The 22,336-nt window shown below is 60.6% G+C and carries 16 protein-coding genes and 1 riboswitch; of the genes, 5 read left to right on the plus strand and 11 right to left on the minus strand.

The features are described from left to right. Nucleotides 1-5 precede the first annotated feature (5 nt). Both IPK17_RS24325 and IPK17_RS24330 read right to left on the minus strand, forming a co-directional pair. Complete coding sequence (locus IPK17_RS24325) at nucleotides 6-647, minus strand: alpha/beta hydrolase (RefSeq protein ID WP_343420289.1); 642 nt, start codon at nucleotides 645-647, stop codon at nucleotides 6-8. 2 nt (nucleotides 648-649) lie between these two features. Beyond that, the gene (locus tag IPK17_RS24330) at nucleotides 650-1,909 is read right to left on the minus strand and encodes an NAD(P)/FAD-dependent oxidoreductase (RefSeq protein ID WP_343420290.1); all 1,260 of its coding nucleotides are present in this window, start codon (nucleotides 1,907-1,909) and stop codon (nucleotides 650-652) included. A 147-nt stretch (nucleotides 1,910-2,056) separates the two neighbouring features. Between IPK17_RS24330 and IPK17_RS24335 the strand changes: the two genes are divergently transcribed. Beyond that, nucleotides 2,057-3,673: an alpha-amylase family glycosyl hydrolase gene (locus IPK17_RS24335; protein WP_343420291.1), complete on the plus strand. Its 1,617-nt coding sequence runs from the start codon at nucleotides 2,057-2,059 to the stop codon at nucleotides 3,671-3,673. Between the two features lie 42 nt (nucleotides 3,674-3,715). Beyond that, nucleotides 3,716-4,954, plus strand: a complete 1,239-nt coding sequence (locus tag IPK17_RS24340; protein ID WP_343420292.1) for a peptidylprolyl isomerase — start codon at nucleotides 3,716-3,718, stop codon at nucleotides 4,952-4,954. Between the two features lie 220 nt (nucleotides 4,955-5,174). On the opposite strand, the gene IPK17_RS24345 is transcribed toward IPK17_RS24340, so the two are convergent. From IPK17_RS24345 to IPK17_RS24365, 5 genes are all read right to left on the minus strand, one after another. After that, nucleotides 5,175-6,161 (minus strand): ABC transporter ATP-binding protein, encoded by a 987-nt coding sequence (locus tag IPK17_RS24345; RefSeq protein ID WP_343420293.1) that lies wholly within the window; start codon nucleotides 6,159-6,161, stop codon nucleotides 5,175-5,177. Next, on the minus strand, nucleotides 6,158-7,246 hold the full coding sequence (locus IPK17_RS24350) for an iron chelate uptake ABC transporter family permease subunit (protein WP_343420294.1): 1,089 nt from the start codon (nucleotides 7,244-7,246) through the stop codon (nucleotides 6,158-6,160). The genes IPK17_RS24345 and IPK17_RS24350 overlap by 4 nt, the downstream gene beginning before the upstream one ends. Nucleotides 7,247-7,260: 14 nt before the next feature. Beyond that, nucleotides 7,261-8,436, minus strand: coding sequence for an ABC transporter substrate-binding protein (locus IPK17_RS24355; RefSeq protein WP_343420295.1), 1,176 nt, complete (start codon nucleotides 8,434-8,436; stop codon nucleotides 7,261-7,263). A gap of 120 nt (nucleotides 8,437-8,556) precedes the next feature. Beyond that, nucleotides 8,557-8,699, minus strand: a riboswitch (cobalamin riboswitch). Nucleotides 8,700-8,797: 98 nt separating this feature from the next. Then, a complete protein-coding gene (locus IPK17_RS24360; RefSeq protein WP_343420296.1) occupies nucleotides 8,798-9,223 on the minus strand; it encodes an OsmC family protein in 426 nt (141 codons plus the stop codon). A gap of 65 nt (nucleotides 9,224-9,288) precedes the next feature. Further along, the gene (locus IPK17_RS24365; protein ID WP_343420297.1) at nucleotides 9,289-9,834 is read right to left on the minus strand and encodes a HEAT repeat domain-containing protein; all 546 of its coding nucleotides are present in this window, start codon (nucleotides 9,832-9,834) and stop codon (nucleotides 9,289-9,291) included. A gap of 148 nt (nucleotides 9,835-9,982) precedes the next feature. On the opposite strand from IPK17_RS24365, the gene IPK17_RS24370 reads away from it, so the two are divergent. Genes IPK17_RS24370 through IPK17_RS24380 form a run of 3 tightly spaced genes read left to right on the plus strand, consistent with a single transcriptional unit; the run spans nucleotide 9,983 to nucleotide 14,449 of the window. After that, on the plus strand, nucleotides 9,983-10,507 hold the full coding sequence (locus IPK17_RS24370; RefSeq protein ID WP_343420298.1) for a MarR family winged helix-turn-helix transcriptional regulator: 525 nt from the start codon (nucleotides 9,983-9,985) through the stop codon (nucleotides 10,505-10,507). 38 nt (nucleotides 10,508-10,545) lie between these two features. Beyond that, a complete protein-coding gene (locus IPK17_RS24375) occupies nucleotides 10,546-12,468 on the plus strand; it encodes an ABC transporter ATP-binding protein (protein ID WP_343420299.1) in 1,923 nt (640 codons plus the stop codon). A 4-nt stretch (nucleotides 12,469-12,472) separates the two neighbouring features. Then, on the plus strand, nucleotides 12,473-14,449 hold the full coding sequence (locus IPK17_RS24380) for an ABC transporter ATP-binding protein (protein ID WP_343420300.1): 1,977 nt from the start codon (nucleotides 12,473-12,475) through the stop codon (nucleotides 14,447-14,449). A 65-nt stretch (nucleotides 14,450-14,514) separates the two neighbouring features. Here IPK17_RS24380 and IPK17_RS24385 read toward each other — a convergent pair whose 3' ends face one another. The 4 genes from IPK17_RS24385 to IPK17_RS24400 all read right to left on the minus strand — a co-directional run bounded on the left by IPK17_RS24385 (nucleotide 14,515) and on the right by IPK17_RS24400 (nucleotide 22,336). Continuing rightward, complete coding sequence (locus tag IPK17_RS24385; RefSeq protein ID WP_343420301.1) at nucleotides 14,515-16,038, minus strand: SUMF1/EgtB/PvdO family nonheme iron enzyme; 1,524 nt, start codon at nucleotides 16,036-16,038, stop codon at nucleotides 14,515-14,517. A gap of 10 nt (nucleotides 16,039-16,048) precedes the next feature. Further along, nucleotides 16,049-19,627, minus strand: a complete 3,579-nt coding sequence (locus IPK17_RS24390) for a HEAT repeat domain-containing protein (protein WP_343420302.1) — start codon at nucleotides 19,625-19,627, stop codon at nucleotides 16,049-16,051. 230 nt (nucleotides 19,628-19,857) lie between these two features. Beyond that, a complete protein-coding gene (locus IPK17_RS24395; RefSeq protein WP_343420303.1) occupies nucleotides 19,858-20,829 on the minus strand; it encodes an ABC transporter permease in 972 nt (323 codons plus the stop codon). Beyond that, entirely contained in the window at nucleotides 20,795-22,336 is a 1,542-nt protein-coding gene (locus IPK17_RS24400; RefSeq protein WP_343420304.1) for a sugar ABC transporter ATP-binding protein, read from the minus strand. The genes IPK17_RS24395 and IPK17_RS24400 overlap by 35 nt, the downstream gene beginning before the upstream one ends.

Raw genomic sequence — 22,336 nt, forward strand, 5'->3', positions numbered from 1 at the left:
GCTACCTATTCCGACTTCTTACCGGCAACTTTCTCCATAATCCCGCGCACCGCCGCGATCTCATCTTCATTGATGGTGTGGCCCATGCCCGGGTACAAACGCACGGTCACCTCCGCGTTCATTGTCCGCAGCATCTCCGCCGATTCAGTCACGCGCTCTTTGGGAATGTGGAAGTCGACATCACTGCATCCGAAGAAGGCCGGCGTTCCGTCCAGCGACCCGGGTATCGGGGTCAGCACATCGCCAATCAGCCCGCCGCTTAACACGAACACCCCGCCATAGCGCCGTGGGTTGCGCGCGGCCCATTCGACGGCCAAACACGCCCCTTGCGAGAAACCCAGCAGGCCAATCTGCTCAGGCCTGAAGCCCTGCCCCAACACATGATCGACCAAGCCGCTGATCGTGGCGAGCGCGGAGGTCAAATGCGGCTCGTTCTTCTCCCGCGGTTCGAGAAAACGGTAGGGATACCATGTATTGCCTGCCGCCTGCGGCGCAAGGTAGGCGAAATCGGGCTGATCCAGTTCGGGCGCGAGCGAGAGAATATCTTCCGCCCGCGCTCCGCGCCCGTGAATCATGATCAGCACGGCTTTGGCGGCAGCCAGCGGCTGCCCCATGCCCAGGACTGGCTGTCCTTGATGAATGGTCATCGTTAGCGTTTGCTTTCTTTATCGAGGAAACGGCTTAAGTCACGCAATGGGCCGCGCAGCAGCGCGCCGAGCATGAGCGTCGGCGTCATCACGCGGTCGGCATCGATCTGGCGCGTCAGCATCAAGCCGAAGCGTTCCATGGTCAGCGGGTCTTGCAGCAACCAGCGGACGGGCGTCTGCGCCCAGGCAGGGGCGGGTTCGTAGAGGCTGGTGCGCACGCGCTCCAACGTCGAGCTATACATGGGATAGGTGTGGCGGCGGACGGCGGCATCATAGGCGGCCAACGCTTCGCCCCACAACTTAGCCCCGCGCTTCCATTCCAAAATCGCTTCGGCCAACTGTTTGGCCGTGAATACGGCATCGTACAGCCCTTGCCCGTCAATCGGATCTTTCTGGTGGTAGGCATCGCCGACGAGCGCCCACCCTGCCCCGCCCGCCTGTCGGTACAGGTTACCAATGCGCCGCATCCCCCGCACCTCGGTGATTCGTTCAGCCCCGTCGATGATCTCGGCGAGGAATGCGTGCTGGCGGATCAAACTTTCATAGAATTGGTTCGCTTGACCCGGTTCCGGTTCCAGCAGTTCGGTACGCCCTTCAATGGCGATCACTTTCGTGTCGTCGGCGCTGTCCATCACCAGATAGCCGACGCCGAACTCCTGTCCAAACGCCAGCGCCGTCGGTTCAGCGAACGGTTTCGCACCGCGCCAGTACGCATAGTAGATCGAGGTCGGGTACTGGTCATGCACGTCGTATTCCGCCGCGCCGACCTTACGCGCGATCAAACTGAAACGCCCGTCCGCGCCGATCACCACATCCGCCGTGATCTGCTCGCCCGCGCTCGTCACCACGCCCGCAACCCGCTGACCATCCCGCAGCACATCGGTCACGGCGACACCATCCCGCGCCTCGACCGTTTGGCTCGCCGTATTCCAGAGCGCCACGTCGAAGCGCGCCCGGTCAATCGCATAGGCGTAGTCGCGGCCATCCAGCCTGGGAATGCGCATCTCAGTCTGCATGCCCGGTGTGGCGTTCAGCATCCGGCGGATCTTCGGCGTGTTGTGGGCATAAGCCGCTTCATCCGCGCCAATTTCGTCAAGTAAGCGCATCGTCGACGCGTAGATGATCGGGCTGGACGCGCCCGGCAAGCTCGGCATGGTCGCGCGCTCCAGTAGCAGCACGCGCAGCCCGGCTTGACCGAGGCGGGCGGCCAGTGTCGCTCCCGCCGGACGCCCGCCGACGACAATTACATCATAATCCCTCATAGAGTCGTCCCTGTAACTCAATCGTTCACCTTCATTATGGTCGTGCGACGCTGATTTCCTCAACTCCCTAAGCGGATTCTCAGGATGATTCCCCATCATGGGGCGATATGGTAGACTCCGCCTGTTTGAATGAGCAAAGAGGTTTACATGATGAAAAAGTGGTTTTTGATCGGGCTGCTGCTGGCGCTGAGCATCACGCCTGTACTGGCGCAGGAAACCGCGCCGAGCGCGCCGTGGTGGAACGACCGCGTCTTCTACGAAATCTTCGTCCGCAGCTTCTATTACAGCGACGCCGACGGCATCGGCGACCTGCAAGGAGTCATCCAGAAGCTCGACTACCTGAACGACGGCGACCCGAGTACGACGACCGACCTCGGCGTGACGGGCATCTGGCTGATGCCGATCACGCAGTCGCCGAGCTATCACGGTTACGATGTCACCGACTACCAGACGGTTGACGAAGATTACGGCACAACCGAGGACTTCCGCGAGCTGATGGCCGCGGCCCACGAACGTGGCATTGCCGTCATCGTCGACTTTGTCGCCAACCACACCTCGGATCAAATCTCGTGGTTCACGGCGTCCGCGCGCGGCGATGAGGACTATGCCGACTGGTACATCTGGTCGGACACCGACCCCGGTTACGCTGGGCCGTGGGGTCAGGGCGTGTGGCATCAGCGCAATGGGCGCTACTTCTACGGTGTGTTCTGGAGCGGCATGCCCGACCTCAATTACACCAATCCGGAAGTCACCGAGACGATGTATGACAATGCTCGCTTCTGGCTGGAAGATATGGGCGCGGACGGTTTCCGCATGGACGCGCTGCGCTACGTCGTCGAAGAAGATCGGTCGATGGCCGACACCGACTCAACACTCGAATGGACGGCCAACTTCAACGCCTACATGGACTCGATCAACCCGAATTCGCTGATGGTCGGCGAAGTGTGGACGGACAGCGACACTGTCGCGCAGTATCTCGACGCGGGCAGCCTCGACCTCGCGTTTGAGTTTGACCTCGCTACCGCCATGATGAGCGCCTCGTCATCCGGCTCAAGCAGCATCATGCAGTCGCGCGCCGCCAATGTGAATGAGCTTTACCCCAACGGCCAGTACGCCGCCTTCCTGACCAATCACGATCAGAACCGCGTGATGAGCGAACTCCGCTCCGATGTGAACAAAGCGAAGGTGGCGGCGAGTCTGCTGCTGACCAATCGCGGCGTGCCGTTCATCTATTACGGCGAGGAGATCGGCATGATCGGCGAAAAACCAGATGAACGCATCCGTACACCCATGCAGTGGGAACTGGAAGCGACGACCGTGGGCTTCACCGACGCGCGCCGCCCGTGGGAACCGATGCAGTCGAACTTCACGACCGCCAACGTCGCTACCCAGACCGACGATGCAGACTCGCTCCTCAGCCACTACCGCAACCTAATCCATCTGCGCAACGATCACATCGCGCTGCGCCAAGGCGACTATATTGCGGTCGAGTCCGGCTCACGCAAGCTGTACGCCTTCATTCGCCAGCACGCCGACGAAACGCTGCTCGTGCTCATCAACGTCGATGATGAACCCATCACCGATTATGGTCTCACGCTTGCCGAGGGCAGCTTCACGCTGGGCACGCCAGCAGTCATTTTCGGTCAGGGCGAGCTGACACCGCTCACGCTCAACATGGCAGGCGGCTTTGACGCCTATCAGCCGTTCGCAGAAGTCGCGCCGTACAGCACCACCGTGATTCGCCTTGCCAGCGCTGGCGAATAAGCTACAATGGCGCACCTACTTAAGTTCAGGAGATTGAACTGTATGAAGAATATGATCCGTTTGGCGCTGCTGGCCCTGGTCGTCGGCGCTTTGATGGTCGGCACGGTCGCCGCGCAGGACGCGCAGACCCCAACGGAAATCTGCGCCGCCGCTACCCCGGCCACCGACCCCGCCAATCGTGAATTTGCGCAGGCGGAACAGGTGCTGGAAGCGGGCGTCGACTACCGCGCGGTGTTCTGCACGGGCGCGGGTGCGGTTTACATCGACCTGCTGGAAAACGAATCGCCGATCACGGTGAACAGCTTCGTGTTCCTCGCGCAGCAGGGTTACTATAACAACACCACCTTCCACCGCGTCATTCAAGACTTCATGGCGCAGGGTGGCGACCCCACGGCGACGGGTACCGGTGGCCCCGGCTATCAGTTCGTGAATGAGAACACCGGCTATCTCACGTTTGACCGCGCCGGTTGGCTGGCGATGGCGAATGCCGGGCCAAATACCAACGGTTCGCAGTTCTTCATCACGACCGTCCCCTACCCCAGCCTCGACTTCGGCTACACGATTTTCGGCGAAGTGCTGGAAGGTCAGGAAAGTGTCGAAGGCATCGAGCTGCGTGATCCGGCAGCGGCAACTACCCCCGGCACGTCACTCGACACCGTCGTGATCGTGACCGACCCGGCGAGCGTCACCACGACCTATGTCGCGCCCGAACCCGCGACGCAGGACGAAGTCCTCGCCGTCATTGAGGAGCTGCGCGGCATGCTCCCCCCGACGCTGGCGATCGACGAAGAGACGACGGGCGTATTCACGGCAGAACAGGTCGTCGCGACCGCGCCGGAAGCCGTGCGCGCCGAATACGCTGACCTGCTGAGCGCCAACAACTTCGAATACCGCGTGTCGAACCGCATCACCAATGCGACCTGCGCGACGAACATTCAGTTCTGGGCCCTGGCCTATTCGCTGGATCGCTTCGCCACGCCGGAAGAGGCTGCCGCGGCGATCGCGTCGGGCACGTTGGGACGCATTGCGACGGAAGCGGGCTTCACCGAAACCGCATCTGAAACGCTACCCAACCCGGTTTTCACGCAGAACCGGACCGTATGCGAAACCGACTCGGTGGATGCGCTCACCTTCTGGCAGCGCGGGCACTTCGTCGTGACCGTGCGCGCGACCTTCCCGGCGCAGACCGACGCCACGACCGAACAGTGGCTGGCCGAACGTGTCGGCATCGCCACCTACGAACGCATCTTCGCGGACGTGCTGCGCCGCGAAATGCGCTAACCCATAAAGCAACCGGGATGAGTGTCAGCTCGTCCCGGTCAGCGATCTTTTGGTCGGGGCCAAGCACGAGGGAGTTCAAACCCTCACCCCAGCCCCTCTCCCACGCAAGCGGGGAGAGCGGAGGCTCGACGAGTCTGTTTGCTCCCTCCCTGAATTCGGGGAGGGGCCGGAGTGGGGTCAGAATCTGACCTTTTCAACACGCTCACGCCTTGCCCCGTCGCTAGACCCTCAATCCGGCAAGCAACGCATAAATCGTGTCGTATTCGCGGCTCTGTCCGCCGCGCAGTACTTGATAACGCACCCCGTGCGACCCGGCAGTCACTTCCACGCAATCAACGCAGTTCTCAACGACGGCGAAGCCCGCCCGTTCAAGCGCGCGCAGCGTCCACACGCGGTAGATCCCACTGCCGATTAACTTGATCGGCGTCGGGTGCGGGCGTTCGACATGAAACGCGCCCTCGCTGACATTGAAGGTCACGCCCTCATTCTGAAACGCGGAGGCGAACGCGCCGCTCAATACGAGGTCTTCCGGCGCGCCTTCTGTCAGCCTGCCGTTGGCCAGCAGCCAGACCCGATCGGCGGTGCGCAGCGCCAGATCGAGATCGTGCGTGGAAAGCAAAATCGCCCGTCCGCTCGTCCGCGCCAAGTCACGCAGCAGGAACATGATTTCCGCGCGGCGCGGCAGGTCGAGGAAGGCGGTCGGCTCGTCGAGGATCATCAACGCGGGTTCCTGCGCCAACGCCCGGGCGATCATCACTTTCTGGCGTTCACCGTCGCTCAATTCTCCGACGGGGCGATACGCCAGGTCCGCTGCACCAACGGCTTCAATCGCGCGCGCGACCGCCGCTTTATCGTCCTCTTGCAGGCGGCTCGTCCAGTCCGTATACGGGTAGCGCCCCAAGGCGACCAAGTCGTAGACGGTGAGCGCCCCCGCATCAACGCGTTCGGTGAGCACCACACTCAGCCGCTGTGCCAGCGTCCGCGCGTCGAGCTTGCGCACATCCTGCCCCATGAGCAGCGTACGCCCACCCAACGGCGCCTGCATGCCCGCCAATGTGCGGATGAGCGTCGATTTGCCCGCGCCATTCTGCCCGAGCAAGCACACCAATTCGCCCGCCGACAGCGTCAAATTGAGGTGGGCGGCAACCGATTTCTTCGCGTAGCCGATGCTCAATCCTTCGGCGCACAAAATGATCGTCTGGTTCATGCGCTGAACGTTTCCCGCAAATTGCGCCGCGCGAGGATCACCCACACGACCACGGGCGCGCCGATCAACGCGGTGATGGCGTTCAGCGGCAGCACGACCTGCGCGCCGGGCACCTGTGCGATCACATCGGCGACCAGCGCCAGCGCCGCGCCGAGCAGCGCCGTGGCGGGCATGAGATAGCGATGATCCGACGTGCCGAGCAAGATCCGGCACAGATGCGGCACCGCTACGCCCAAAAACCCGATCGGTCCACAGAACGCAGTCACCGCGCCCGCCAACAGCGACGCTGCTGCCAGAATCGCCCAGCGTGCCCGCCGTACATCCACGCCCATGCTGCGCGCGTAGGTTTCTCCGAGCAGGAACGCGTTCAGTGGCTTGGCGACCATGCTTGCGGTCACGAGACCGATCAGGATAGCCACGGCGAACAACGGCATTTGCGACCAGGTCACGCCGCCAAACGTCCCGAACGTCCAGTTCACATAGGTCTGGATGCGATCCGGAATACTGAAGTGCATGAGGATGCTCACCAGCGACCCAGTCATATAGCCGACCATCAGGCCGATGATGAGCAGCGTCATCGTGTGGCGCACGCGCCGCGCGATCACGGCGACGACCGCCAGCACCAGCGCCGCGCCGAGACTCGCAGCCGTAATCAGGCCAACATCGCCGACGAACGTCAGGCCGGAGAACAGGCTGACGCCCGCGGAGGCGGTCGCCAGCACGACCAATGCCACGCCGAGACTCGCGCCCGAGCTGATACCGAGTACATACGGGTCGGCCAGCGGATTGCGAAACAGCGTCTGCATGAGCAGGCCGCTGACCGAGAGCGCTGTCCCCGCCAACGCCGCCGTGAGCGCCTTGGGCAAGCGAAATTCCATGACGATCGTCGTCCAGGATGCGCGCGCGCCCTCTCCACCCCGCAGGATGGTGAGAATATCGCCGAGTGGAATGCTGACCGAGCCGAGCGCGAGGCTGGCGGCAAAAGCCGCCGCCAACCCCACCGCCAGCGCGATCAACGCCGCCCGCCGTCGTGACCAGATCATTTGCTCCGCCGCCTGCGCGCGTTCCAGCGTGATCTCGCTCATCGGATCATCCTTCGTTACTGCAACCGCGTATAAAAGAAGAATTCATGGTCGGGCAGCAGACCCGGGTGGAACATCCGGATCAGGTCGGCCAGCATGAGATCGGGGCGCAGCGCGCCGAGTTCGGTCGCGTCGTTGCCGCCCGTCGGCGTCACCCGCGCCACATTGTTGAACACCTGCTGGTTCTCGAAAGCGGCAAAATCGGCATAACGTTCGTCTTCTGCTAACCCGTCTGCCAGCGTGAACCAAAAGTTCGGATTGATCCACACGTCGGCGTCCTGTGCCGCATCCAGCACAGCCTCAAACGAGAGCGGCAGCCCGCCGGTCGACTCGTCGTCAGCCCACACATATTGACCACCCGCATCCGCGATCAACTGCGCGATGTAGCTTTGTCCGCCCGAGACGTACCAGGTGTCGCCGAACATCGCGTTGACCAAGACGGTCGGCAGGCTATCGGTGCTACGGGCGCGTTCCGACAGTGATTGATACTCCCCAGCAACCGTTTCCATCAACGCGGTGGCATCCGCTTCCCGGTTGTAGAAGACCGCCACAAACTTCACCCATTCGGCGCGACCGAGCGGCGAGGTCTCATTGAAATCGCCATTCAGCGCGACCGGGATACCGGCATCGATGAGGACGGGATGCGCGTCATAGTCAGAGCTGCCCAGGCCATACGTCATCACGAGGTCGGGATCAAGATCCAGCACCTGTTCGACGTTCACCAGCGACCCGCCGCCAACTTCCACGATGTCCCCGGCGTCGATGCGCGCGCGCACGGCATCGCTGTACACAAAGTCGAATTCATCCACGCCGACCAGCGTATCCACCACATCCAGTTCAACGAGGCTCGGGAGATAGGTTGTCGACATACTGACAAGGCGGTTGATCGGCACTTCGATCACGGCGTCAAAGGTCGCCGTTTCCGGCGCGGGCGTGCCACACTGCACCAGCGCATAGGTGAACGGCGTTTCCGCGCCCACCCACGGACGGGTGACGGTGATCACTTTGTAGTTGTTGAAGTACTCGATGGTGAAGCCTTCAGCGTATTCGACTGTGGCCTTATCCGGGAAGTAATCAACACTGGCGTCATAGGTGGCGACACAGCCTTCGGTCACATTCGCGGCGTCTTGCGCGAACGCCGCGGTGCCCAACAGCAGCCCGACGAACAAACAAAAAATTGCAGAAACCTTCATTGTGGAAGTCCCCCTAAGGTTGGATACAAGGCCTTCGTTCCAAGGAGGAACAAAAAACCCGCCAGCGGCGGGAGGAATGGAGTTACCAAGCATCTCGTTCCCCCTTATCTGCGAAGGTGGATCACGAGGAGCAGTGCGGTGGGTAATCGGGCTTCGGCTAAATTACGCCGTTACCGTTGCGCGACAGCGCCGGACTTTCACCGGCTTCCCCCATTCTGTACTGTGCATCCGGGCAGCAGTACACCACACTGATTCCGTGTGTTCACGAAGATGAGGATAGCATGAGTTAGCTGAGTCTGTCAAATGTGGGGAAACAAAAACGCCGGAGAGTTTCCGGCGTTTGTAAGTGCTGTTGCACGCGCTAGACGAGCGCCGCATCAATCGTCATCGGCACCGCGGAGAGCGCGCGCGACACAATGCAGCCCGTCTTGGTGGCTTCCGCCGCTTCCTTGAACTTGGCGTCGTCGATGCCCTCAACGCTGCCGCGCGTCACCAGGTCAATGCGGCTGATCGAGAAGCCTGCTTCGCCCTTTTCGAGGTGGACGTGCGCGGTCGTGCTGATGTTGTTGACCGTGAAACCTTGACGGGACAGGCTCGCCGCCAGCGCCATCGAGAAGCAGCCCGCGTGCGCCGCACCGAGCAGTTCTTCCGGGTTGGTGCCCTGACCATCTTCGAAGCGCGACGGGAACGAGTAAGCGCCCTGAACTGCGCCGCTGCCCGTCTTGAGCGTGCCGTTGCCCTGCTGCAAATTGCCATTCCAAATCGCCGTTGCGGTACGTGCTGGCATCGTTATCTCTCCTGAGTGACAATAAACATGATTCAGATCTGCTTAATTAGCATACCGAAAAGGCGTCAATTCCACCAGCCCCATGCATCGCGCCACTCATAGTCGTCACGGTCGTTGACTTCGTCGTCATCATATTCGGCGGTCAGCCACAACGCCGCTTGCAGCGCCACCCGACGCGTGTCGTGATCGCGACTCGTGAGCGCGACAATCACATGCGGCATCACGTCCTCGTTCATCAGCCACAGCGACTCCGCCGCGCTGTGCCACACATCAGTGTTCGGCGTTTTCAGCGCCTGCAGCAGCGCCGGGACCGACGTCACATCGCCAATCGTGCCCAGCGCCTTGGCCGCGGCCACCCGCACATCATCACTCTCGTCGTTCAGGAGGGCAAATTCCAGCCCATGCAGCGCATCGTTTTCGCCAATTACGCCGAGCGCCTCGGCAGCCACTGAACGAATTTCTTCCTGTCCATCCCGCAGCGCTTCGAGCAGAGCCGGGATCGTCATCGGGTCAGCCAGTTCGAGCAGCCGGTAGATAGCCTGACGCTGCTTATCCTCGTCATCCCCCCGCAGATCGCTCAACAATCGTTCAATCAGCAGCTTGTTCGACATATGCGTCCCTATCACCGTATCCCTACTCTAGTTTACTTGCCGATGGCGGACGGTGCAATCTCCAAGGCAACTGATCCATTGGCTAGTTGACGGGTCATCACGGCCTCCACTATAGTTGGTAAGCAAATCATTGGATACCAAACGATCTATGACAGAAACAACGCTGTTCGGCACGACGATTGAGATCCGTATTCTCATGTCGATGATCGCGCGGCTGTCCATGCGCGACATGGAAGAACAAATCGAGCAGGCGGATCTCGGCATCAGCGGCTTGCAATACGGGATTCTGCGCGCCCTGCAGGGTCAGCCATTCACCTTGAGCGAGCTGAGCAAAAAGTTCATTCTCGACCCATCAACCCTTGTCCCGGTGATCGACGCGCTGGAGCGTAAGGGGTTCGTGACGCGCGGCAAAGACCCGACGGATCGCCGCCGCCTGCCCTTGAACATCACGGAGGCCGGCACAGCACTTTTGAACCGCATCCCACTTGCGCACGAAAATGACATGTTATATGTGTGCATGAACGAACTGGGCGCGGACAAGGCGCAGTCGCTGTTAACGCTGCTGCGCGAAGTCATGCAGCACCTGCCGGGTGGGGTGGAAATGCTGCGCGATGTGACGACCCGCATTCAGGCTTACTCGTGTGATCGGCCCGCATCGGCTGATCCGACCTAGTTTCACCTCGTTGAGTTCGGCTTACGGAGGATTTAAGATTGGCAGCACAATCAGCTTCATGGGGACGCGGTCGCCAGCGCTCTAAAGGCAGCAGTAACGGCGGTTTAGGACGCGCTATTCGCTATCTCGGACGGCAGCGCCGCACGACAGCCATTGCCTATGGCGCGCTGATCGTGGCAACGCTGGCGCAGCTCGCTGTGCCGCAGCTCGTTCAGAACATGATCGACTCGATCACACAGGGAACTATTGCCAACACGATCTTCAACAGCGTCCCGGCACTCTTTCAAAACGTCGCCGCGCAGCGCGCAGGTTACACGCTCGATCAACTCCGTGAGTTTCAGGCTAACGCCGAATCGTGGCTGATCGGCGCAGTCGTGTTGATCGTGCTGTTCGCCATCATGCGCGGCGCGTTCTCGTTTGTGCAGGCCTTCATGGCGGAAAGCCTGTCGCAGGGCATCGCCTTTGACCTCCGTAACGAGATCTTTGCTAAGATTCAGCGGCTCTCGTTCAGCTACCATGACCAGAACCAGACCGGGCAGTTGATGATCCGGGCGACCGACGATGTCGAAAAACTGCGCTTGTTCATCGCACAGGGGTTGGTGCTCGCGGCGCAGGCCTTCCTGCTGCTGGTCGTCACCTTGCTCATTCTCGTCGTCTCCAACTGGCAGTTGACGCTGGTGGTGTTGCCGATTCTGCCTATCGCGCTGGTCACGTTCATCATCTTCGGCGCGGTCAGCCAGCCGCTCTTCGTGCAGATTCAGATGCGCCTGTCCGCGCTCAACACGATTCTGCAAGAAAACATGGCGGGCATCAAAGTGGTGCGCGCTTTCGCCCGTGAAGGTTACGAACAGAAGCGTTTCGACAAGTCCACCCTCGACTTGTACGCGCAGCAGTTGAAGGTGTCGCGGACCTTTTCGTTCCTCTTCCCAGTCATCTTCCTGATCGCGCAGTTGGGTCAGGTCGCCCTGCTCTATTTCGGCGGTCGGCAAATCCTTGACGGCACGCTCTCGCTCGGCGATTATCAGAAGTTCAGCCTATATGTGATCTACGTGTTCTTCCCACTCGGTCAACTGGGCTTCATCATCTCGCTGATGGCGCAGGCAGGCGCCTCCGCCACGCGCATCTTCGAGATTCTCGACGCCAAGAGCGACGTCACCGATAAGCCCGATGCGATTACCCTGCCGCCCATTCAGGGGCATCTCGAATTCAAAGACGTGACCTTCCGCTACTTCGGCGGCGGCGACCCGGTGCTGCAAAAAGTTAGCCTTGAAGCCAAACCGGGCATGACGGTCGCGTTGTTGGGCGGCACCGGGTCGGGCAAGACGACCATCATTAACCTGATCCCGCGTTTCTACGATACCAGTGAAGGTGCAATCCTGATCGACGGCCACGATGTGCGCGACGTCACGCTGGACAGCCTGCGCTCACAGATCGGCATCGTGCTGCAGGAAACGAACCTGTTCAGCGGGACCATTCGCGACAACATCGCCTTCGGGCGCTCCGACGCAACGGATGACGAAGTGATCGCCGCCGCGCAAGCCGCCGCCGCGCACGACTTCATCATGACCTTCCCCGACGGCTACAATACGCCAGTCGGCGAACGCGGCTCGACACTCTCGGGCGGGCAGAAGCAGCGCATCGCCATTGCGCGCGCCCTGCTGCTCAATCCGCGCATCCTCATCCTCGATGATTCGACCAGCAGCGTCGACCTGATCACTGAATACCGCATCCAGAAAGCGCTGGATCGGCTGATGGAAGGTCGCACGAGCTTTGTCATCGCCCAGCGCATTTCGACAGTGCTCAACGCCGACATGATCCTCGTGCTGGACAAGGGGCGCGTCGTCGCTTCCGGCAAGCACGAAGAGCTAATGGAGAGCAGCCCGATTTACGCCGAGATTTACCATTCGCAGTTGGTCGGCGACGCTGCCGTCGACGAGTCCAGCACAGCGCAGGAGGCCTAACGCCATGATGGGTATTGACGGCGGCCGCCGTCTGTTTGAGAACGAAGCCAGCAAAGCCGGCAATGTCAGTTCGACGCTGCGGCGCTTTGGTGGGTATTTCCGGCGCAACTGGTTTGGCGTGGTGATCGCGCTGGTGCTGGTCGTGACCGCAACCTGGACGCAGGTCGCGTCACCAGACTACATCGGGCAGGCAGTCGATTGCTACCTGTTCCCCCGTGCCGCGCAGTCCTTCGCCGGGCAGGAAGTCCCCGGGTCGAACTGCTGGTTTGATCCGACTGTGCAAACGGCGGTCGACGGCGGGCAGGAGACGCTCGACGCGGTCACGCTCGACACCAAAGTCGCCGGGCTGACCTCGATTGTGTTCATTCTGCTCGGGCTATTTGTGCTCGGCTCGGTGATGAATGGTCTCGCATTTTATGCGATGGGGATCGCCGGGCAAAGCGTGCTCAAGCAGATGCGGCAGGAGCTGTTCCGCAAGCTGCAGCGCCTGTCGATGGGCTACTACGCCGAAAATGAAGTCGGCAACGTCATGAGCCGCGTCACCAGCGACACCGACACGATCCAGCAGGTGTTCAGCTTTGCCCTGCTCAGCGTGATCGGCGGCGTGCTGCTCATGGTGTGGATCATGTTCAAGATGCTGCAGGCCAACTGGGTCTATGCGCTGATCAGCCTGTCGATTGTCCCGGTCATGTATATCGCGACCGTCTACTTCTCGAATCAGGCGCGTAAGGCGTTCCGCAAGTCGCGCGAACAGATGGGCAGCGTGAACGCGGGTCTGCAGGAGAGCATCGCCGGGGTGCGCGAAGTGCAGGCCTTCAACCGTGAAGAAGAGAGCATCGACCAGTTCAAACGCACCAACGCCGCCAACCGTGATGCGAATGTGCGCGCGGCGAGCTTCACCAGCGCGCTCAACCCCGTGCTGGAAGCGCTCGGCTATGTCGCGCTCGGTCTGGTGGTGGTCGTTGGCGGGCTGTCGGTACTGCGCAATGAACCGCTGCTCGGCACGGAGATCATCTCACTGGGCACGGTGTTCGCCTTCCTGCAGTACATTCAGCGCTTCAACCAGCCGATCACGCAGATCGCAGTGCTCTGGGCCAACATTCAAAGCGCAGTGGCGGGCGGTGAGCGCATCTTTGGCTTACTCGACACCGAAATCGAAATCGAAGATCAGCCGAACGCCAAAGTCATGCCGCAGATTCAAGGGCGCGTGGAGTTCGATCACGTTCAGGCGGGCTACAAGTCAGATCAACCCGTGCTGAAGGGCGTCGATTTCGTCGCCGAAACCGGGCAGATGGTCGCCATCGTCGGCCCGACCGGCGCGGGCAAGACGACCATCATTAACCTCATCCCGCGCTTCTACGACGTAATGGACGGCGTCGTGCGCATTGACGGCATCGACGTGCGCACCGTCACGCAGGAAAGCCTGCGCCAGCAAATCGGCATCGTGCTGCAAGACACCTTCCTTTTCTCTGACACGGTGATGAATAACATCCGCTATGGCCGCCTTGGCGCGACCGACGAGGAAGTGATTGCCGCCGCGAAAGTGGTGGCCGCCGACACGTTCATCGAACGCCTGCCGGAAAGCTACCAGACAGTGCTCGGCGAGCGCGGCAGCGGTTTGAGTCAGGGGCAGCGCCAGTTGATCGCCATTGCGCGCGTCGCCCTCATGAACCCGCGCATCCTCATCCTCGACGAAGCGACCTCCAGCGTCGATACGCGCACCGAACGCTTGATCCAGAAGGCGTTTGAGCAGATCTTGAAAAGACGCACCAGCTTCGTCATCGCCCACCGCCTGAGCACGATTCGTAATGCCAATCTGGTGATGATGCTCAAGGACGGAGAGATCATCGAGCGCGGGACGCATCAGTCGCTGCTGGAAAAGCGTGGCGCATATTACGACCTGTACATGAGCCAGTTCCGCCGTGAAGAAGAGCCGGAACCGTCGGCGAATGGCAGTTCAACCGAAACCGTCGCGAAATAAGCTGACTGAATCAAAAGGACGCGGTAGTAACCGCGTCCTTTTTGTTTACTTTTAGTCATCCGCGTTTAGCGCACGCACGCCAACCGGAAGCCGATGCTGCCGTAATGATATTCCGGGCTGAGCTTGAAGGTGAAGCCCGTCTGAGCGCGTTCGTGCGCGCTGATGAACGATCCACCCTGCACTGACCGCTGCGCATTACTCGACTTATCGGTGTCGTCATAGTTGCCATTCAGACACCATTCCCACACGTTACCTGCCATGTCATATACGCCGTGCTGGCTCGTGCCGTTCACGTAGCGCATGACCAGCGTTGTCTGGCGCAGGCGGCTTTCGCGCGTGTTGCACAGCGTGGTGTCAAACTCGTTGCCCCACGGGTACACGCGTTGATCATCACCGCGTGCGGCGCGCTGCCACTGTTGGCGCGTCGGCAGTGTGATCTGCATGCCGAGCTTGTCGCTCAGCCAGCAGGCGAACGCGACTGCCTCGAACCACGTCACATTCTCGCGCGGACGATCCGCACCCTGAAACTGCGATGCCGCGGGCTGCGGGTTCAGCCGCCGCCACTCCGCCGCGTACGGCGAGAAACCCCACCACGACTGATTGGCATAGCCGCGCGGGTCGTCGATGAACAATTGGAACTGCCCGTTCGTCACCGGGTACTTTGCCAGTTGGAAGGCCTCAACATGCAGCGTATCGCGCTGCGACCCCTTGCCGTTCTCGCCAATGTGCAGAATCCCGGCGGGGATTTCGCACCATTCCAGCAGCGGGATCCCGCCTTTGGCGGCGCGCGGAGCCGCCTGCGGTTGTGCCTGGCGCGAGATTTGTTCGTTCGCGCAGATTTCCGCGAGGTTATCCGGGTCGTAGTTCGGCACATCCTTGCGGAAGGCCTGGAACGCCTGACAGCCCATCGGGCGCGTCCACTTGCGCTTGACCAGTTCGGCGATGTTCTTGTATTCGAGCTCGATTTCGCGCAGGCGCACCTGCCGTTCGAGCGCGCCTTCCGCCTCGGCGAGCAGCGCCTCAAGATTGATGAAGCGCGACTTCAGGCCGCGTTCAATCGCCTGCTTGAGCATGAACACCGATTCGTCGAACTTCCCGACTTCCATCGCCTCGGCCGCCTTGCCGATCACGGTGGTGACGTCGTTGGGGACGGTCGGCGCTTCCACGACTTTGTTGTGGTTCTGCTTGGAGACCGGGGCGCGCGGGGCAGTGCTGCGTTCCGCCAGATGGATCGAATTCAGCAGCCCCTTCACAACATCGGGCGTCATGCCTTTCGTGAAGTCGACATACTGGAGTTCGACCAGTTCCTTGGGCAGCGTCGTGCCATCACGAATCAACACGGGGAAAATGTGTTTCCCCGTATTCTGCGCGATCTTGTATTCCTTTTGGCAGTACTCTGAAGCGATGGAATCGGGCGAGAGCAGATAAATGAAGCCCTCGCACCAATCCAAACGGCGCAGAATCTCCCGCCACCAATGTTGGCCGGCATACAGTCGCTGATCAAACCACGTGCTGTGGATGTCCAGCGTTTCCGCAATTTGGACACAGTAGGGTTTGTCTACTCGGGCATAGCTGATGAATAACCGCATTGTCGCAAACCTATGTGAGTTGACCTAAACGCCATAATTCAACCGCGTGAATGCCGCTTTCATCGCCAATCGCCAACAGGGCTTCCGCGACGACATCGCAGATACGCCGTGTTTCCCACATGGGGACATACGTATCCCCCAGCCGAGCAATGAGAGCGTCAACTGCCGAAGGATCGCGCAGCGTGCCGAGCGACTCGACCGCGGCCCACCGTACCTGAGGATCAGGGTCTTCCAGCAATTTAATCAGGGATTGTATCCCAGATTCGCCCGATTCCTGAATCGAACCGACCGCAATCGCGACGGCGCGCCGGACGAACGATTCGGGGTCGCGCAGCCGCTGCACCAGCGCGGGCAGCGCCAGATCTGCGTGTAACCGACCCAGGGCTTCCGCTGCCGTTTCTCGCACCAGCGGGTGTTCATCATCCAGCGAGCCGATCAGCGCCGGGATAACTGAATTATCCCCGAGTTCGAGCATCGCGCGAATCACCGCGGTACGCACCGTCCAGCTCGGGTCGCGGAGCAGGTACATCAGGTTAGGCGCGACCGACACATCCTTAATCCACGCCAACGCCTCGACCACCGCCCAACGCACCACATAGTCGGTATTGCTCAGCGCGTTCAGCAGCAGATTGATCACCGACCGATCGGCAATGCCGCGCAAGCTCTTCGCCTGTTCGCGCAGCGCGGTCGCGGCTTCCCGACGCGCGTGCCAATCGGACGCGAACAGCGACTCCAACAAGTCCCGCAGCGCTTCCCACTGGGCGATCTGCTGTTCGTCGAACGGCAGTACTTCGTCCGCGGCGACGGTCTCGGCATCAAACAGGCTCTGCGCCTCGAATTCAATCGGGGCCGCTTCCGCCTCAAATTCAAGTGGGGCAGCCTCCGCCTCGATGCGTTCTTCCGCTTCAAATTCCTCGACGCCCACGGGTTCACCGGGTGTCGCCGATTTGAAGCGCCCGAGCGCTTCCTGCGCGGCTTCCGCGACTGCGGCATCCTCATCATTGACAGCATCGGCCAGCGCCTGCAGCACCACATCGTCCGGATGCTGTTCCAGCACATGAACCACGGCGAGGCGCACGCGGGCGTCCTCATCATGCAGGGTTTCTAATAGGGCGGGAATGATCGAGGGGTCGTCAAACTGCGCCAATGAGCCGATGGCGGAGACGCGCGCTTTCCAGTCATCGCTGTTGAGCAAATCGAGAAGCGATTCGCCCTTCGCCGACCTTTCGGGCAGCGCTTCCTTGAGCTTGAGGTTCCCCACTTTCGGCGCGCCGATCTTATCCAGCGCATCTGCCGCCGCTTCACGGAGATCCCACTGCTCATCCTTCAGCAGCGTGGTCAGGAACGGGATCGCGGCAGTGTCGCGCAACCGACCAATCGCCGCAATGGCTTGCAGCCGCACGGCGAGATCTGGATCGGCGAGCGCGTGTACCAACGCGGGCAGCGCCGCGCAGTCATCGATCACGCCGAAAGCCCAGGCCGCGCCGCAGCGATTCTGCGGCTCAAGGTCATCACTGAGCACGTTGAGCAGCAGCGGAATACCCTCCACCCCAATCGTGATCAGCGATCCGGCGATGCGCTCGGAGGGCTTCCAATCCCACGTGCTCAAATCTTCAAACAGGAGGGGCGGGAAGACCATCTCCCCCTGCCGAATGATCTGCGTCGCCGATTGGCGTTCGCGCCATGTGCCGACGCGCATCATTTCGAGCAGCGCGTTCATCCCGGCACGATGCGTGAACACCCGCAAAATGGTCGCCGCCTCCACACGCCCGCGGTTCTGCGGTTCAAACGCGAGTTCTTCCAATGTGGCGACGATTTGATCAAACAAGGTCTCCGGGACGCGCACACCACTGGCAATGCAGCGCGCGGCGAGGTATGGGTCGATTTCCGCCACCGAACGGATCAGGCTTTCCGGTGTCGGGAGGTAGCCGCTCATCAGAATTACGACGCCATCCCAACGTTGAGCGAGGCGTAAACCCCAGTCATCAAAGCGCGCGGACATCAGCCGCAGCACCAGATCGGACAGCGACAGGTTGACCGCGCCGAAGTATTCCAGCGTCAGACGGTCACGGAAGCGCAGTTGATCGCCAATCGGCTCGATCAATCCGCTGGTGATCGCCGCCGTGAGGAAGCGCTCATCGCCGATCATTTCGCGCGCGTCTGCATAGCTGAACTGGCTGGCATGCTTACCCGTTAGCAGGTTGCGCGCGATGCGGTGCAGGCTGCCTTCCAATTCCTTGTAGGGCATCCACCCGGGCATCCCGGAATGCCGCTTCCAAATCCAGAAGTTGGCGAAGTAGCGTTTGAGGAGCGCGCCGGGGTTTTGCGGGAGTTCGCTCTGCGGCGACGACTTGTAGAGGAAAACCAGTCCGGCCAACATGGCGGTGGTACGGGCGAGCGAGCACAGCAGCACCGCGCGCGGCTGATCATCCGGCAAGCTCGGGAAGAACTGGTTGAGCAGCGCCTGAGCATGGTTCGGTTCCAGACAAGCGTTCACATAGCGGCGAATGTGATCTTCTTCGAGATCGCCAATCGCGATCTGCGGCAGATCCTGCATCAGCACGGCTTCGGCCTGGCGGCACGCGATGATCACCTGACGCGGCGCGGCGTCACTTGCCAACCACGTCTTGATCTGAGTGGCGCGTTCCGCGGCGTTATCACCCAGTTCGTCGAGGTGATCCAGACACAGGATGACTTCCCACGGCGTCAGCTTGATCAGCGCTTCGCCATCAAACGTGGCGCTGCGCTGCACAAAGGCTTCAATCGTTTCGTCATCCGTCCAACGCGCCAAATCGATGTAGACTGGCAGCGGCGCCTCACGCCCGACACTCAGACGTTTGCGAGCGGCGTCCAGCGCGAAGCGTTCCAACAGTGTTGTTTTGCCGCTCCCACTCACCCCGGTCAAGATGAACTGGGGATACTTTTCGAGCGCGGCAGTGACTGAGTCGATAGGGGTGGTGCGCCGGGAATCGGCGTCAACCTCGAACAGCGGAACGTTCTTGCCCCACAATTCACTCAGACGCAAATAGGGACGTGTGGCTTGTTCTTGCGGGCGCGGGTTCGCCGACAAATCGACAAATTGCGTCAGCGGTTTGCGCGCTTCCAACCGCGCGACTAACGTGTGGAGATAGCGCGCCTCGACATCCAAAGTCGTGCGCAGGTCAACTTTCGGGCGCAGGTCGTCGAGCAGTTCATCCAAACGCTGGCGGTATACGCGTTTGTCGTTCCACTGGCTGAAATCGATCAACGCCGCAGGCTGCAGCTCGCTCAACCATTGTGAACGTTCCACAGGCACACACAGCACAGGGATAATCGGAATTTTGCGTTTAGCGACAGCGCGCAGCTCGGGCAGCGTGTAGGGTGATTGGACATATTCGGGGGTGACAACTGCGATGAAGACAGCAGTCTGGTTCAATGCGGCCTGTTGGTCGCTTTCCCACCGCTCTGCACTCGCGTGGAGGCGATCCATCCAGACGGGAACACCTTCGCAGAGCAGATCGCTGGCTAGTTGGAGCGTAAAGTTTGCTTCAACCGCTGCATAACTCAGATAAACATGGACGCGCTCGACGTCGGTAGGACTGCGTTTCATTAGGATCCTTACCCGCGACACACCGTTAACTTAGGCTTGAGTTATTAATTATGCCACTTTAATTTTCAATTGAGGCGTTACAATGTTGATAGGTATCAAACTCAAACTAAATTACATTACGGCGTAATGTTGGAGAATATAAACTAACCATTTTCCAATGTCAAGATTGTATAGGTAATTTGTTTGTAGTCCACCGTCGTAAGACTTAGACAAACGGACAGAACATCCGTTCAGCCCTTTTCCAACCGCTTGGAGTACATGTCAATGCTCACTGCAATTACAAGAACAATGCCCTGAATGATCTGTTTGGAATAGGGAGTAATGCGGAGGAGATTCGTTCCATTGCTCAGGACACCGACGATCAGCACACCAGCCAGCACGCCGACCATGCTGCCAACACCACCAAACAAACTCACGCCGCCGAGCACGGCCGCGGCAATTGCATTCAATTCTAACCCTTCCGCTACTCGCGGCTGTGCGGACGCCAGCGAGGCCGTCAACATGATACCCGTAATCGCCGCGCACAACCCGCTAAGGGCGTAGGTGAGAATCTTGGTGCGGGCAACCGCTACGCCCGCCAAACGGGCAGTTTCCTCATTGCCGCCGATGCTGTACACGTGCAGCCCAAAGCGCGTCCGGGTGAGCAGCAGCCACGCCGCCAGCGTCACCAGCAAGGCAATGAGCACCAGCACTGGCAGCGGAAACCCCACGTTGAGTTCACCGGCAAACGAACGATAGCCCGTCTCCTGCAACCCGGAGATCGGACGCCCTTCGGTGTAAACGAGCGTCAGGCCCCGCGCGACGCCGAGCATCGCCAGCGTCACCACGAACGGCGGCAGTTTGCCGAACACGACCAAGGCTCCGTTGATCGCGCCCAGGAGCGCACCTGCGATCAAACCAATCGCCAGCGCCGGAAGCAGCGCGAAGCCATTGCGCGTGATCAGCCCGGCGGTGAGCGCGCCGACGAGCGCCGCCACCGATCCGACCGATAGATCGATGCCGCCGAGGATCATCGTGAGCGCCACGCCAACCGCGGCGACGATAATATACGCATTCTGCTCGACAATATTGCGCAGATTGACAGGCTGAAAGAAGCGATCCGACTGAGTCGAGAAGAACACGATCATCCCGACGAGGATGAGGAACACGGTCCCGCGTCGCAGCCAGCTAGACGATGAAGTTCGCAGGAGATTTGCTGTCATTCCGTGGTCCCTTTACTTCTAAGTTTCCCGTTGCCGCCCGCATCACCTGGTCTTGCGTGGTACGGCGCGCATCATATTCGGCGACAATGTCGCCCTCATACATCACCAGAATGCGATCGCTGACGCCCAGCACTTCGGGCAGTTCCGACGAAATCATCAGAATACCCACCCCGCGTTCGGCCAACTGGCGCATCAACTGATGAATCTCTGCTTTCGCGCCGATGTCGATGCCGCGCGTCGGCTCGTCAAGAATCAGCACTTTGGGCTCCATCGTCAGCCACTTCGCGATCACGACCTTTTGCTGGTTACCGCCGCTCAGGTTGCGTACACGCTGCCCGGCCGACGGTGTACGGATATCCAGACGGTCGATGAAACGCGCGGACACATCGTTGTACCGTCCCCACTGCACCCACCCATAACGCGACCACAGGCGCATCAGCGACACGATGATATTCGCGCCGACCGAAAGTGACAGGAACAAGCCCTGCCCTTTTCGATCCTCGGGGACAAATCCGATACCATGCTCAATGGCTTGAGCCGGGCTGCTGATAATTAATTCGGCGCCGTTCAGCACGATCTTACCCTTGAGCGCCCGCCGCAAGCCGAAGATCGCTTCGGCGAGCGGCGTCCGCCCTGAGCCGACCAATCCGGCGATGCCAAGAATTTCCCCTTGATGCAGCGTGAACGTCAGATCCTGCTTCGGGCTGGTGATCGCGAGATGCTGAACATCGAGAATCGGGTCGCCGACGATGCTGCGCTGGCGGGGGAACAGATCATCGACCGTGCGCCCAACCATTTCGGCGATCACTTTGCTCGGCGTCGTCTCAGCGACGGGGTCGCTGGCCACGACTTGTCCATCGCGCAGCACGACGACGCGGTCACACACCGCAAAAATCTCTTCCAGCCGATGTGAGATGAAGATGATCGTCACGCCTTGATCGCGCAGCGTGCGCATTTTGCGAAACAACGTCTCAACTTCGCGGTCCGTCAGCGTGGACGTCGGTTCGTCCATAATGATCAATTGCGCGTTCTGCGACAGCGACTTTGCGACTTCCACCATCTGCTGCTGCGCGAGCGACAGATTTCGAATCGGTGTGCGCGGATCGATATCGAGTTCCAACTGCTGCAGTTGGGCGGCGGCCTGCTGATAGAGCGTTTTCCAGTCAATGGTGCCGGGCAGCGCGCCCCGCGGCTCCCGTCCCAGATAGATATTCTTGGCGACATCGAGATTCGGGAGCAGCGCCAGTTCCTGATGAATCATGCGGATGCCAAGCTCCTGCGCCTCGCGCGGTGTGCGCAGCGCGACCGGCTGTCCCTGCCAGATCAGTTCACCGGAGTCAGGGGTGGCCGCGCCGCTCAAAATGCGCATGAGCGTCGACTTGCCCGCGCCATTCTCCCCCACCAGCGCGATAATCTCGCCGGAATAGAGTTCGAAGCTGATGTCGCTCAGGGCCTGCACACCGGGATACGACTTGGAAATCTGGTTAATGCGCAGCAGAGGTTCCAT

Source organism: Candidatus Flexifilum breve, assembly GCF_016713355.1.

Bases quoted from the DNA above. Each gene is read 5' to 3' on its own strand.
- IPK17_RS24335 (WP_343420291.1), top strand. From the start codon at position 2,057: ATGATGAAAAAGTGGTTTTTGATCGGGCTGCTGCTGGCGCTGAGCATC.
- IPK17_RS24385 (WP_343420301.1), bottom strand. From the start codon at position 16,038: ATGCGGTTATTCATCAGCTATGCCCGAGTAGACAAACCCTACTGTGTC.
- IPK17_RS24345 (WP_343420293.1), bottom strand. From the start codon at position 6,161: ATGAACCAGACGATCATTTTGTGCGCCGAAGGATTGAGCATCGGCTAC.
- IPK17_RS24330 (WP_343420290.1), bottom strand. From the start codon at position 1,909: ATGAGGGATTATGATGTAATTGTCGTCGGCGGGCGTCCGGCGGGAGCG.
- IPK17_RS24365 (WP_343420297.1), bottom strand. From the start codon at position 9,834: ATGTCGAACAAGCTGCTGATTGAACGATTGTTGAGCGATCTGCGGGGG.
- IPK17_RS24340 (WP_343420292.1), top strand. From the start codon at position 3,716: ATGAAGAATATGATCCGTTTGGCGCTGCTGGCCCTGGTCGTCGGCGCT.
- IPK17_RS24360 (WP_343420296.1), bottom strand. From the start codon at position 9,223: ATGCCAGCACGTACCGCAACGGCGATTTGGAATGGCAATTTGCAGCAG.
- IPK17_RS24355 (WP_343420295.1), bottom strand. From the start codon at position 8,436: ATGAAGGTTTCTGCAATTTTTTGTTTGTTCGTCGGGCTGCTGTTGGGC.
- IPK17_RS24400 (WP_343420304.1), bottom strand. From the start codon at position 22,336: ATGGAACCTCTGCTGCGCATTAACCAGATTTCCAAGTCGTATCCCGGT.
- IPK17_RS24395 (WP_343420303.1), bottom strand. From the start codon at position 20,829: ATGACAGCAAATCTCCTGCGAACTTCATCGTCTAGCTGGCTGCGACGC.
- IPK17_RS24370 (WP_343420298.1), top strand. From the start codon at position 9,983: ATGACAGAAACAACGCTGTTCGGCACGACGATTGAGATCCGTATTCTC.
- IPK17_RS24390 (WP_343420302.1), bottom strand. From the start codon at position 19,627: ATGAAACGCAGTCCTACCGACGTCGAGCGCGTCCATGTTTATCTGAGT.
- IPK17_RS24380 (WP_343420300.1), top strand. From the start codon at position 12,473: ATGATGGGTATTGACGGCGGCCGCCGTCTGTTTGAGAACGAAGCCAGC.
- IPK17_RS24325 (WP_343420289.1), bottom strand. From the start codon at position 647: ATGACCATTCATCAAGGACAGCCAGTCCTGGGCATGGGGCAGCCGCTG.
- IPK17_RS24350 (WP_343420294.1), bottom strand. From the start codon at position 7,246: ATGAGCGAGATCACGCTGGAACGCGCGCAGGCGGCGGAGCAAATGATC.